This is a genomic window from Pseudomonas sp. SL4(2022), assembly GCF_026625725.1.
Lineage (GTDB): Bacteria > Pseudomonadota > Gammaproteobacteria > Pseudomonadales > Pseudomonadaceae > Aquipseudomonas.
The window spans coordinates 2,489,196-2,502,102 of sequence record NZ_CP113060.1 but is presented as its reverse complement, the minus strand read 5'-3'; the positions used below and the strand labels follow the sequence as shown (position 1 = coordinate 2,502,102).

General features: G+C 61.5%; 7 protein-coding genes. 4 read left to right on the top strand and 3 right to left on the bottom strand.

Annotation, left to right across the window (positions count from 1 at the left end):
• Window positions 1-102: 102 nt before the first annotated feature.
• The gene (locus OU997_RS11765) at window positions 103-2,565 is read right to left on the bottom strand and encodes a Lon protease family protein (RefSeq protein ID WP_267806734.1); all 2,463 of its coding nucleotides are present in this window, start codon (window positions 2,563-2,565) and stop codon (window positions 103-105) included.
• Between the two features lie 136 nt (window positions 2,566-2,701).
• On the opposite strand from OU997_RS11765, the gene OU997_RS11760 reads away from it, so the two are divergent.
• Window positions 2,702-4,336 (top strand): cation:proton antiporter, encoded by a 1,635-nt coding sequence (locus OU997_RS11760; protein WP_108486896.1) that lies wholly within the window; start codon window positions 2,702-2,704, stop codon window positions 4,334-4,336.
• A gap of 2 nt (window positions 4,337-4,338) precedes the next feature.
• Here OU997_RS11760 and OU997_RS11755 read toward each other — a convergent pair whose 3' ends face one another.
• Both OU997_RS11755 and ettA read right to left on the bottom strand, forming a co-directional pair.
• Window positions 4,339-4,659 carry a TraR/DksA family transcriptional regulator gene (locus OU997_RS11755; protein ID WP_108486895.1) on the bottom strand — a complete coding sequence of 107 codons (321 nt, stop codon included), beginning with the start codon at window positions 4,657-4,659 and terminating at the stop codon, window positions 4,339-4,341.
• A 143-nt stretch (window positions 4,660-4,802) separates the two neighbouring features.
• Window positions 4,803-6,470 carry an energy-dependent translational throttle protein EttA gene (gene ettA, locus OU997_RS11750; RefSeq protein ID WP_108486894.1) on the bottom strand — a complete coding sequence of 556 codons (1,668 nt, stop codon included), beginning with the start codon at window positions 6,468-6,470 and terminating at the stop codon, window positions 4,803-4,805.
• A gap of 339 nt (window positions 6,471-6,809) precedes the next feature.
• Between ettA and OU997_RS11745 the strand changes: the two genes are divergently transcribed.
• The 3 genes from OU997_RS11745 (at window position 6,810) to OU997_RS11735 (ending at window position 12,873) form a co-directional block, all read left to right on the top strand.
• On the top strand, window positions 6,810-10,988 hold the full coding sequence (locus OU997_RS11745; protein WP_256582935.1) for an EAL and GGDEF domain-containing protein: 4,179 nt from the start codon (window positions 6,810-6,812) through the stop codon (window positions 10,986-10,988).
• A gap of 123 nt (window positions 10,989-11,111) precedes the next feature.
• Window positions 11,112-12,365, top strand: a complete 1,254-nt coding sequence (gene glyA / locus OU997_RS11740) for a serine hydroxymethyltransferase (RefSeq protein WP_108486892.1) — start codon at window positions 11,112-11,114, stop codon at window positions 12,363-12,365.
• A 136-nt stretch (window positions 12,366-12,501) separates the two neighbouring features.
• Window positions 12,502-12,873 carry a PilZ domain-containing protein gene (locus tag OU997_RS11735; RefSeq protein WP_267806729.1) on the top strand — a complete coding sequence of 124 codons (372 nt, stop codon included), beginning with the start codon at window positions 12,502-12,504 and terminating at the stop codon, window positions 12,871-12,873.
• Window positions 12,874-12,907: the final 34 nt, after the last annotated feature.

Here is a 12,907-nt window from a genome sequence, read left to right as displayed (position 1 = left end):
GGATGAAGTGAGGAAAAGGCGAGCAGAGCCAGTCGCCCTGCCCGCCCGAACCATTCGTTCAATGACTGACCAGCCACCGGACGAATGGTGCATATACACCAGTCATTCCGCTGCTGGCTTTTTCGCCCGCGGCTTCTTCTCCTTGGCCGCAGCCGCCGGCTCCTCTTTCTTAGGCTCCTCCTTATCCTCGTCCTCCATCCCCATGGCGGCGATATCGCGCAGGCGCTCAACCACCCGGGCATTGACGCTGCCTGCGGGGAATTGCCCCTGCTCATTGGGCGACCCGGCCTCTTCACCGACCAGCAGGCCCAACGCCTCGTCGACATGACGCACAGCATAGATATGGAACTGCCCGGCACGCACCGCCTGCAGCACCCGCTCATCAAGCATCAAGGTGGTGACGTTGGAGTGCGGGATGATCGCCCCCTGCTCACCGGTCAAACCGCGTGCTTCGCAAAGGCGGAAGAAGCCTTCGATCTTCTCGTTGACCCCACCCACCGCCTGCACTTCACCAAACTGGTTGATCGAGCCGGTAATGGCGAAGCACTGCTTGAGCGGCGTGCGCGACAAGGCCGAGATCAATGTGCAGACCTCACCCAGCGAGGCGCTGTCACCGTCGACATAGCCGTAGGACTGCTCCAGGGCGATGCTCGCGGAAATCTCCAGGGGGAATTCCTGGGCATAGCGGCTGCCGAGGTAGCCGGTGAGGATCATCACGCCCTTGGAGTGGATCGGCTGCCCCAGATTGACCTCACGCTCGATGTCGACGATGCCGCTGCCACCCGGATAGACCGTGGCGGAAATCCGCGCTGGCACACCGAAAGCCGAGTCGCCGACTTCCAGCACAGTCAGGCCGTTGCACTTGCCCACGGCCGCGCCGGCGGTGTCGATCAAGATGATACCGGCCAGCATGTCGTCGATGATCCGCGCCGAAACGCGGCCCGTGCGGGTGGCCTTGGCCTTTAGCGCGCGCTCGATATGCCCGGCGTCGGTCACCTCATCCCCAGCCAGGCTGCGGATAAAATCGGCTTCGCTGACCAGTTGAAACAGATCACCAATACGCGCCGACAAACGCCCCTGATGCTCGGCCAGGCGCGCGCTGTAGGTCGCCACCCGCGCCACGGCAGCAGCGGTCAACGGCGCCATACCCTCTTCCGAGGTGCGGGTTTTCATCAGTTGGGCGAACTGCTCGAGGCTGTCGTCGGCCAGCGGAATGTCTTCATCGAAGTCGACCAGCACGCGAAACATCTCCTGGAAGTCCGGGTCGAGGTCCTGCAGCGTGTAATACAGCTGGCGCGAGCCGATGATCACCACCTTGAGGTGCAGCGGAATCATCTGCGGGGTCAGGGTCACGGTGGCAATGCGGCCGAGATCACCGAGCGGCGACTCCATTTTCAACTGGCGCGATTGCAGGGCGCGCTTGAGCGCATCCCAGACAAACGGCTCACCAAGCATCTTCTCCGCTTCAAGAATCAGAAAGCCGCCGTTGGCGCGGTGCAATGCGCCTGGGCGCAGCTGGCGGTAACTGGTGTAGAGCGCGCCCTGATCGGTGTTGTATTCGATACGACCAAACAGGTTGTCGTAGGTCGGGTGCGGCTCGAAGACCACCGGTGCGCCGCCCTGGGCGTGATGACCGACCACCAGGCTCGGGCAGTACTGCTCTTCGAGCAGCTTGCGGGTCTGGGCGTCGGCCTTTTCCACTTCGACCAGTTGATCGACCACGGTCTTCAGCAGATTGACCTGCACCGCCTGCAGGTAGGCGCAGACCCCGGCGTTTTCCGCGTACTTCTGCGACAGCGGCGCCAGCAGCGGTTGCAGGGCAATGGTGATGGTTTCTTCATTGAGCTGACGCAGCAGGTTGCTCGACTCGCGCTTCCACTGCGGCAGGCTGGACAGCTCCTCGTTGAGGCGTTCTTCCAGGGTGGCGATATCGGCATGGAAGCGCTCGCGCTCGGCTTCCGGCAGCTGGGCAAACTCGGCCTCATCCAGCGCCTTGCCATCGAGCATCGGGGTGAAGGCGATGTTGCTGCTGTCACGGTATAGCGCGACGCTCTTTTCCAGCGACAGGCGCTCGACCACATCCAGGGCCTGGTCGTAGCGCTTGTTGAAGTCGCGGTCGATGGCGTTTTTCTTCTGCTGGAACGAGGGGTGCTCGAACACCGCCGGGAAAGTCGCCAGCAGGTTATCGATCAGGCCGTTGATGTCAGCGAGAAATTCGCCGGCAGTGCCGGACGGCAGCTCCAACGCGCGCGGCTCGCGGGGCTCGTCAAAATGGTTGACGTACACCCGGTCAGCCGGGGTCTCCAGGCGCTTGGCTTCAGCCTTGAGGTAGCGTTTGACGAAGGAGAAACGCCCGGTACCGGGCTCGCCCATGACAAACACGTTATAACCGGGGCGCGGCATCGCCACGCCGAACTGCAGTGCCTCGACGGCGCGCTCCTGACCCAACACGCCACGGAAGGGCTCCAGGTCTGCGGTGCTGGTGAAATTGAACTGCTCGGGAGCAAAAGGGCGGGTCAGGGATTCAGGCGCAAGGCGCAAATGGGCTGCGACGGAGTCTGGCATTGGAAATCCTTGGACAGAGGGGCTGGCGAAATAATCACCCCATCAGCCCTCATCCACAAGCCGTATGCTTGACGCAACGCAAGCGCAGCCTCGATGGAGGCTCCTACAATCACGCCCAACTACCGAGGAGTGCTGCATGAATCTGTTTCAGGAGGTCGCCATCCTGCTGGCCCTGTCCGCGGTGGTTGGGGGCATCGCGGTCAAATTGCGCCAGCCACTGATCATCGCTTATATCCTGGTGGGCATTCTGGCTGGGCCTGCCGTGCTGGGCCTGAGCAGTGAGAACGAACCCCTGCAGCTATTGGCGGAAATCGGCATCACCGTACTGCTGTTCGTGGTCGGCCTCAAACTGGACATGCGCCTGGTCCGCACCCTCGGCCCGGTAGCCTTGGCCACCGGGCTGGGTCAGCTGAGTTTTACCATCGTCTTCGGTTTCATCCTCTGTTACCTGCTGGGTCTGGAATGGCTGACCGCCTTGTATGTGGCCGTTGCCCTGACGTTCTCCAGCACCATCATCATCGTCAAGCTGCTCTCTGACAAAGGCGAGATCGACTCGCTGCACGGGCGCATCGCCATGGGCTTTCTGATTGTTCAGGACATTGCCGTGGTGCTGGCCATGCTGGGCCTCAACCTGTACCAGCCGGGCACCGCCGAGCAACCGGCGATGTCGCCATGGCTACTCAGCCTCACGCTGCTGGGCAGCCTGGCGGTGTTGTTTCTACTAATGCGCTACGCCCTGCCCCGGCTGCTGAACATGATGGCGGACTCCCCGGAGCTGCTCATGCTGATGGCCATTGCCTGGGGCACCCTGCTGGCAGCCGGGGCGGACTCGCTGGGCCTGTCCAAGGAAATTGGCGCCTTTCTGGCCGGGTTTTCCCTGGCCTCCACGTCACTGCGCGAAGCCGTGGCCAGCCGCCTGACCAGCTTGCGCGACTTCCTTCTGCTGTTCTTCTTTCTGCACCTGGGTTTGCAGCTGGACTTTGCCTATATCCACGGTCAAGTCGGCAGCGCGCTGATCCTCTCGGCCTTTGTCCTGATCGGTAACCCGTTGATCGTCATGGCGATCATGGGCTGGATGGGCTACCGCAAACGCACAGGATTCATGGCCGGACTAACCGTGGCGCAGATCAGCGAGTTCTCCATCATTTTCGTGGCCATGGGCATCGGCCTTGGACATATCGGCCAGCCGGCGCTGGGCCTGACGACGCTGGTCGGGCTGATTACCATCACCCTGTCGACTTATATGATTCTCTACGCACAACCGCTGTTTGTGCGCTTCTCGCCCTGGCTGGGCGTATTTGAACGCGCCATCGCCCACCGCGAGAACGCTGACGACACGGCAGCCCCCGGCGACCAGCCGGATATCATCGTATATGGCATGGGCCGTTATGGCCGCAACCTGGCCAGCCAGTTACAGCAAGGCGGAAGGCGGGTACTGGGGGTGGACTTCGACCCACAGGCGCTGGCACAAGCCCGCGAGGAAGGCCTGACCGTGTGCTATGGCGACGCCGAAGATGCGGACTTTCTCAGCCATATGCCACTCAGCCACGCCCAGGCCCTGATCAGCACCATTCCTCAGCGCGAGGTCAACGCCATTCTCCTGCGCGCCTTGCGCAGCGCCGCATTCAAGGGCCAGATCACCCTCAGCGCCTTTCGTGCCGGCGACGCCGAGGCGTTGCATCACGCCGGAGCCGCCAGCGTCCTGCGGCCATACAGCGATGCCGCCGAAACGGCAGCGCGTCGTCTGCTGGCAGAAATCCGGCAGCGCTGAATTCAATACCGTTCAGCGCAAACCAGGCAGTACTCCGCAATCGGTAACGCTTCGAGTCGTTCCGGGCTGATGCGTGATCCACAGCCCAGGCACAGTCCGTAGCGCCCTTCAGCCAGACGCAGTTTGGCCAGGCCGACCTGGCGCAATGCATCCTCGGCTTCTAACAACAATGCCTGCAGAACGTCATCGTTCTGCCGCAGCTGAGCTTGGTCGCCGGCGGCCATCGCGTGGCGATTCGCCAGGTCGCGCCGAATCGCATGGGCACGTGCAGTGTATTCATTAAGCAGACGGTAAAGCGTTATCTGAGGATCGAAACGGGTCATGGCAGTATTCCTCGCAATACAGCCTGAACAGTCTGCGCCGGCCTATCACCGGAAAACTGCCGCAGATCAGTGAAAGAACACTCTCTGCCTGTGCGCCACAAACAAAAACGGAGCCTTGCGGCTCCGTTTAATAACGAACTGGCTTATTGGGCCAGCTTCTTGTACCGCACGCGGTGCGGCTGCGCGGCAGCATCACCCAGGCGTTTCTTGCGGTCCGCTTCGTACTCGGTGTAGTTGCCTTCGAAGAACTCGATGTGCGAGTCATCTTCGTACGCCAGAATGTGCGTCGCCACACGGTCCAGGAACCAGCGATCGTGAGAGATCACAATGGCCGCGCCGGGGAAGTCGAGCAGCGCTTCTTCCAGCGAACGCAGGGTTTCCACGTCGAGGTCGTTGGACGGTTCGTCCAGCAGCAGCACGTTGGCGCCCTCTTTCAGGGTCAGCGCCAGGTGCAGACGGCCACGCTCACCACCGGAAAGGTCTTTGACGAACTTCTGCTGGTCAGCGCCTTTGAAGTTGAAACGACCGACGTAACCGCGCGACGGCATCTCGTAGTTGCCGACCTTGATCATGTCGAAGCCATCGGACACGGCTTCCCACACGGTCTTGCCGCCGTCGAGGTCGTCGCGGCTCTGATCAACACAGGCCATCTGCACGGTGTCACCGATTTCGATGCTGCCCGCGTCCGGCTGCTCTTTGCCCATGAGCATGCGGAACAGGGTCGACTTACCGGCACCGTTACCGCCGATCACGCCGACGATGGCACCTTTGGGCATGCTGAACGACAGGTTGTCGATCAACATGCGGTCGCCGTAGCCCTTGCTGACGTTGACGAAATCGATGACCTTGTCGCCCAGTCGCGGGCCAACCGGGATATAGATTTCGTTGGTCTCGCTGCGCTTCTGGAATTCCTGCGACTGCATTTCCTCGAAGCGCTGCAAGCGGGCCTTGGATTTGGACTGGCGGGCTTTGGCGCCTTTGCGCACCCACTCCAGCTCTTCCTTCATGGCCTTTTCATGGGCTGACTGCTGCTTGGACTCCTGAGCCAGACGATCCGACTTGGCTTCAAGCCAGCCGGAGTAGTTGCCCTCGTATGGAATGCCCGCGCCGCGGTCAAGCTCGAGAATCCAGCCGGCGACGTTATCCAGGAAGTAACGGTCGTGGGTAATCGCCACGACGGTGCCCTGGAAGTCGTGCAGGAAGTGCTCCAGCCAGGCCACCGAGTCGGCGTCCAGGTGGTTGGTCGGTTCGTCCAGCAGCAGCATGTCGGGCGCCGACAGCAGCAAGCGGCACAGTGCCACACGGCGCTTCTCACCACCGGACAAGTGCTCAACCTTGGCATCCCAGGCCGGCAGACGCAGGGCATCCGCCGCCACTTCCAGCTGACGCTCCAGGTTGTGGCCGTCGCTGGTCTGCAGGATGGCTTCCAGTTTGGCCTGCTCGGCGGCCAGCTTGTCGAAGTCGGCGTCCGGTTCGGCATACGCGGCGTACACCTGATCCAGGCGTGCCTGCGCATCTTTAATATGGCTAACCGCCTCTTCCACCACGTCCCGCACCGTCTTGCTCGGGTCGAGTTGCGGCTCTTGCGGCAGGTAGCCCACGTTCAAACCGGGCATCGGCCGCGCTTCACCGTCGAACTCGGTGTCTACACCGGCCATGATTTTCAGCAGGGTGGATTTACCCGAGCCGTTGAGGCCGAGTACGCCGATCTTCGCGCCTGGGAAGAACGACAGGGAGATGTTCTTGAGGATTTCCCGCTTCGGCGGTACGACTTTGCCGAGCCGATGCATGGTGTAGACGTATTGAGCCATGATGACCTTGGTTCTGGGTTGAAACGAAAGAGAAGCCGCCAACTGATGCGTGCAGCCTGAGGCTACACGGCGGGGACGGTGCCGCCAGGCGCACAGCGTCGTTCGTACAGTCGCGCGCGCGTGCGGCAAAGCTACCGGAATGCGCGATACAGGGCAAACAACGCTCGTCGGCTGCGCTGGCACTTTGCCACGGTTATGGCATGCTACCCGCCCCCTGCAGTTAGCCCATGCGAGCATCCTCAGGGGTCAGTCCTATCGCGCAGTCCCAGGATGCCTTCGTTGTCAGCAGCCACGCCCCCTTCCCATCCTCGTTCGCCCGGCGTCTTATCGGCCGAAGCGATGCGTGGACCGACCCGCGGCGCGGTGGTGGTGCTGGTGTTAAGCATGCTGGTGCTGCTGCTCTGGCAGTTGCGCCAGGAGTCCCAGCAACTGCTCGACAACCAGCGTCAGCTGGGCCTGGCCTACAGCTCACAACTGGCCAACCATCTGAGCCTGAACATGGACCTCAAGGCCAGCGCCGGCCAGGCGCTGCTGCAAAACCATAAAGTCCCGACGGGTAACGCCGACGAACTGCTGCAGACCCTGCGCAGCGTATTTCCCACCCTGCGCAGCCTGGCCTGGCTCAATGCCCGAGGTGAGGTGCTCGCCGATAGCCATGCACCGAGTGATGACGCGCTGTACCTGAGCGAGCTGCTGCAGCGCAGCCAGGGCGAAAGCTTTTTCTACGCGTTCAGCGCCAATGATCGCGGGCGTATCTATCTGCTGCTGCGGCACAACCCAGACAGCCCGGCCAGCGGAGTATGGGTGCTGCGCCTGAGCAATCAGGCGTTGAGCGGCTGGCTGCAGAAACATCATCAGAGCCCGCATCAATGGCTGCTGGAAGACCGCAACGTACAGCGGGTGCTTGCCAGCAATACCACCCAACACGATGACATCACCACCATCGCCCCTCCCGTTACCGCCGAGAACCTTGACCAAAGCATGCTGGAAACCCCGCTCAAGGGCAGCGACTGGCAACTGCGCGCACTGTTCAATGAGCGCAAGGTACGTGCCCAGCAACTGCCGCAGCAGGCCAGCAAACTGCTGTTGTTTATTCTCTGCGCCACCCTGACATTGCTGGCACTGTATCGCCTGTTGCGTGAACAACGCGCCTTGCACGCGCTCAACAGCGCCTCGCGGCGCTCCTTGCAACAGGCCGCCAGCGTCCTTGGCGCCATTGAAGAGCGGGTGCTGGTCACTGACAGCAACGGTCAGCTGCAATACCTCAACCCGCAAGCTGAAGCGATGTTCGGGCTGAGTTCCAGCGACGCGCATGACTGGCACCTGCTCGACCTGCTGCCACGCCTCGACCCGCTCCTGCTGCACGACACAGCATTGCACAACGACCTGGGCCCGGACCTGGTAGAAATCCAGGAAAATGGCCACACCCATCTGTTCGATATCAGCCGCAGCGACCTCAGCGAAGACAACCGACGTACCGGCTTTGTCTGGGTGCTGCGCGACGTCACCGAAGAGCAGCGCGCCTCACAGGTGCTGCAGGAGACCCGACGGCGCTACCAGGACATCTTTGACGGCACCGGCACCGCGCTCTGTGTACTTGACCTCGCCGAGCTGAGCAGTTACCTGCGGCAAAACCAGGTGCGCAGTTCGAACGAGCTGCAAGGCTGGCTGGAGCGCGACCCACAACAGCACACCGAAATCTGCCAGCGCCTGCGCCTGACCGAAACCAACCAGGTAGCCCTGCAACTGCTGGGTGTAGAGTCCAACCAGCAGGCCTGGCAGCACCTGTTCAACAGTGGCCGCCTGCGCCCGGACGGCTTTCGCATGCAACTACTGGCGGCGCTGCTCAATGGCAGCAGGCAGCTGGAGATGGAGCGCCAGATCCGCACGCCACAAGGTCATGATCGTCACCTCTGGTTGCTCTTGCGCCTGCCGGAAAGCATCGACGATCTGCAAGCGGTGACACTGAGCATCAGCGACATCACCAACCGCAAGCGCATCGAAACCTCACTGATCGAACGCGAGCGCTTCTGGTCGGATGTGGTCAAGGCCGTTCCGGACACCATTTATGTGCACGACATGTGCAGCCAACGGGTGATGTACAGCAACAACCATCTCGGCCCGCAACTGGGTTACAGCAAGGCCGAGGTGCATCAGCTGGGTGAGCGCATGTGGGAGAAAATCCTGCACCCTGATGATGTCGAGCTGTATCAGCGCATGCGCAATATCCAGCAGGTGGTCGGCAACGGTCTGTTGATGCAGTTCGAACTGCGCTGGCGGCACCGTGACGGCAGCTGGCACTGGTTTGACATCCGTGAGCAGGCGCTGGCGCGCGACGAGCAGGGCCGGGTCAGCCGTCTGATCGGCGTGGCCAAGGACATCACCGAGCAGATCACCCACAGTGAATCATTGCGCACCAGCGAACAGCGCTATCGCCTGCTGGCGGAAAGCATCAGCGACGTGATTTTCTCCACCGACAGTCACCTGGAACTCAATTACGTCAGCCCGTCGGTCAAGCCTGTGCTGGGTTACGACAGCGAATGGGTGCTGGCCAACGGCTTTCAAAGCCTGGCGACCAATCCACGCCAGCTGATCGGCGTCTATGAGCTGCTCGATCGAGTGCGCAACGCCCTTGGCGACCCGCAGCGCCTGGCCGAACTGCGTGAGCAATTTCGCCCACAACTCTTCGTGTTCGATGCACTGCGCGCCGACGGCCAGAAAATTCCGGTGGAGCTGCGCCTGGTACCGATGTGGGATGACAGCGGACGCTTCGAAGGCCTGCTCGGCGTCGGTCGCGACATCAGCCTGCAGCGCCGCGCGGAAAAAGATCTGCGCATGGCCGCGACGGTCTTCGAACACTCCACAGCCGCGATCCTGGTCACCGACCCGGCCGGCTATATCGTCCAGGTCAACAACGCCTTCAGCCGCGTCAGTGGCTACAGCTCGCGGCAGATTCTCGACCAACTGCCCAATGTACTGACGGCCGATACCCAGCAGGCCAGCCACCTGGCGTATGTGGTTCGCCAACTCAATCAGCAAGGCAGCTGGGAAGGCGAAGTCTGGCTCAAGCGCAAGAACGGCGAAAAATTCCCGGCCTGGGTCGGCATTACAGCCGTGAAGGACGACGACGGCGACCTGGTCAGTTACGTGTGCTTCTTCAGCGACATCAGTGAACGCAAGGCCAGTGAGCAGCGTATCCACCGTCTGGCCTACTACGACGCCCTCACCCAGCTACCCAACCGCACGCTGTTTCAGGACCGCCTGCACAACGCTCTGCAACACGGCGAACGGCACCAAGAGTGGGTGGTGCTGATGTTCCTCGACCTCGACCGTTTCAAACCGATCAACGACTCTCTCGGCCACGCCGCCGGCGACCGCATGCTCAAGGATGTAGCGGTACGCCTGAGCGCCTGCGTGGACAGCGATGACACCGTGGCACGCATGGGCGGTGACGAATTCACCTTGCTGCTGCGCTCCCAGCCTCAGCGAGATACGGCCGTCACGCGCGCCATTCATGTCGGTGAGCAGATTCTCGCCAGCCTGGAGCAGCCATTCATTCTCGAAGGCCGCGAGTTCTTCGTCACCGCCAGCATCGGCATCGCCCTCAGCCCGCAGGATGGCAACGAGCTGAGCCAACTGATGAAGAACGCCGACACCGCCATGTACCATGCCAAGGAGCGTGGCAAAAACAACTTCCAGTTCTACCAGGCCGACATGAACGCCAGCGCCCTGCAACGCCTGGAGCTGGAGAGCGACTTGCGCCACGCCCTTGAACAGGGCGAATTCCGCCTGGACTATCAGCCGCAGTTTTCTGGCGATGGCAAGCGCCTGACGGGTGCCGAAGCGCTGTTGCGTTGGCAGCATCCACTGCGTGGCCTGGTGCCACCTGGGGAGTTCATCCCCGTGCTGGAAGAGCTTGGCCTGGTGGTGCAGGTGGGCGACTGGGTGCTGCGCGAATCCTGCCGCCAGCTGGCGGAATGGCACGCTGCCAAAGTCCGGGTCCCGAAAATCTCCGTCAACCTCTCTGCTCGCCAGTTCGCCGAGGGCAACCTGCACCAGCGCGTGGAGCAAATTATCCAGCACAGCGCAATTCCGGCAGCCTGCCTGGAGCTGGAGTTGACCGAAAGCATCCTCATGGAAGACGTCACCAATGCCATGCAAACCCTCACCAGCCTCAAACAGCTGGGGGTGTGTATCGCCATCGACGACTTCGGCACCGGTTACAGCTCCCTGAACTACCTCAAGCAGTTCCCCATCGACGTGCTGAAAATCGACCGCAGCTTTGTCGACGGCCTGCCCCACGGCGAGCAGGACGGTCAGATCGCCCGGGCGATCATCGCCATGGCCCACAGCCTCAACCTCACAGTGATCGCTGAGGGTGTGGAAACCCTGGCCCAGCTGGATTTCCTGCGCGGCCACGACTGCGACGAGGTGCAGGGCTTCCTGCTCGGCAGGCCCATGCCGGCACACCAGTTCACTGCACTGTTCACCGGCACCGCGCTGTTCATGCTGAGCTGACAGCACATCTGGATGAGCCCCACTTGTCCGCCAGATGATCAAGCTTCATATGCCTGATCGCGCCGTATGGGTTAGAATTCGCCCCCTCTTTCTACCGCCCAGCTGATTTTTCAGGGGAATGCCATGTTCAGCCGTGATTTGACTCTTGCCCGTTATGACGCCGAATTGTTTGCCGCGATGGAGCAGGAAGCCCAACGCCAGGAACATCACATCGAACTGATCGCCTCGGAAAACTACACCAGCCCAGCGGTGATGGAAGCCCAAGGTTCGGTGCTGACCAACAAGTACGCCGAAGGCTACCCAGGCAAGCGTTACTACGGCGGTTGCGAATACGTCGACATCGTTGAGCAACTGGCAATCGACCGCGCCAAGGAACTGTTCGGCGCCGATTACGCCAACGTCCAGCCGCACTCCGGCTCGCAAGCCAACAGCGCCGTGTATTTGGCCCTGCTGGAAACCGGTGACACCGTACTGGGCATGAGCCTGGCACACGGCGGCCACCTGACCCACGGCGCCAGCGTCAGCTTCTCCGGCAAGATGTACAACGCCGTGCAGTACGGCATCACCGATGCCGGCCTGATCGATTACGACGAAGTCGAGCGCCTGGCTGTTGAACACAAGCCGAAGATGATCATTGCCGGCTTCAGCGCCTACTCGCAGGTCCTGGACTTCCCACGCTTCCGCGCCATCGCGGACAAAGTCGGTGCTTACCTGTTCGTTGACATGGCGCACGTAGCCGGTCTGGTTGCCGCTGGCGTTTACCCGAACCCGGTGCCATTCGCTGACGTGGTCACCACCACCACCCACAAAACCCTGCGCGGCCCACGTGGTGGCCTGATCCTGGCACGCGCCAACGAAGCGCTGGAAAAGAAATTCAACTCGGCCGTGTTCCCAGGTGGCCAAGGCGGCCCGCTGGAGCACGTGATTGCCGCCAAGGCCGTGTGCTTCAAGGAAGCCCTGCAGCCTGAGTTCAAGGCCTACCAGCAGCAAGTGATCAAAAACGCCCAGGCCATGGCCAGCGTGTTTATCGAAAACGGCTATGACGTGGTTTCCGGCGGCACTGAAAACCACCTGTTCCTGCTCAGCCTGATCAAGCAGGACATCACCGGTAAAGATGCCGACGCCGCCCTGGGCCGTGCCTTTATCACCGTGAACAAGAACAGCGTGCCGAACGACCCACGCTCGCCGTTCGTCACCTCCGGCCTGCGCATCGGCACCCCAGCCGTGACCACACGCGGCTTCAAGGAAGACGAGTGCCGCGCACTGGCTGGCTGGATCTGTGAGATCCTCGCCAACCTGGGTGACGACGCCGTTGAAGCCCGCGTGCGTGAGCAGGTTAAAGCGGTCTGCGCCAAGTTCCCGGTTTACGGCCACTAAGTATCCGCCGCGCTAAAAAGCCCGCCTCCTGGCGGGCTTTTTTATTGCGAGCCGAACCACGCCCAACACAGATAAAACCAAGCCAGCAGCATCAGCCTTGGCTATAGTGGATAAAACCTCGCAGGAGTTTCTTTGCATGAGCGATACAGCCAATGAGCGTCGCCGCTTTCAACGCATCGCGTTCGACGCACCGACCGAGATTGTGCAAGGCGAGCGCCGCTGGGCGGCCGAACTGCACGATATTTCACTGAAAGGCCTGCTGATCAAGCGACCAAACGGCTGGAATGGCGACCCCAATCTATCGTTCGAGGCCAACCTGCACTTGGCCGATGACACCCGCGTAAAGATGGACGTGGTGCTGACTCGCACCCAGGATGACTTGCTCGGTTTCGTCTGCAGGCATATCGATCTCGACTCGATCAGCCACCTACGTCGCTTGGTGGAACTCAATCTTGGCAATGACAGCCTGCTAGAGCGCGAACTCGCCGCCCTCGGCGAAGACGAGTAAACAAACGAGTAACCAAAAAGGAGGCATCGGCCTC

Excerpts from the sequence above, each read along its gene's own strand:
- OU997_RS11765 (WP_267806734.1), bottom strand. The coding sequence starts at position 2,565 with ATGCCAGACTCCGTCGCAGCCCATTTGCGCCTTGCGCCTGAATCCCTG.
- OU997_RS11760 (WP_108486896.1), top strand. The coding sequence starts at position 2,702 with ATGAATCTGTTTCAGGAGGTCGCCATCCTGCTGGCCCTGTCCGCGGTG.
- OU997_RS11755 (WP_108486895.1), bottom strand. The coding sequence starts at position 4,659 with ATGACCCGTTTCGATCCTCAGATAACGCTTTACCGTCTGCTTAATGAA.
- ettA (WP_108486894.1), bottom strand. The coding sequence starts at position 6,470 with ATGGCTCAATACGTCTACACCATGCATCGGCTCGGCAAAGTCGTACCG.
- OU997_RS11745 (WP_256582935.1), top strand. The coding sequence starts at position 6,810 with ATGCGTGGACCGACCCGCGGCGCGGTGGTGGTGCTGGTGTTAAGCATG.
- glyA (WP_108486892.1), top strand. The coding sequence starts at position 11,112 with ATGTTCAGCCGTGATTTGACTCTTGCCCGTTATGACGCCGAATTGTTT.
- OU997_RS11735 (WP_267806729.1), top strand. The coding sequence starts at position 12,502 with ATGAGCGATACAGCCAATGAGCGTCGCCGCTTTCAACGCATCGCGTTC.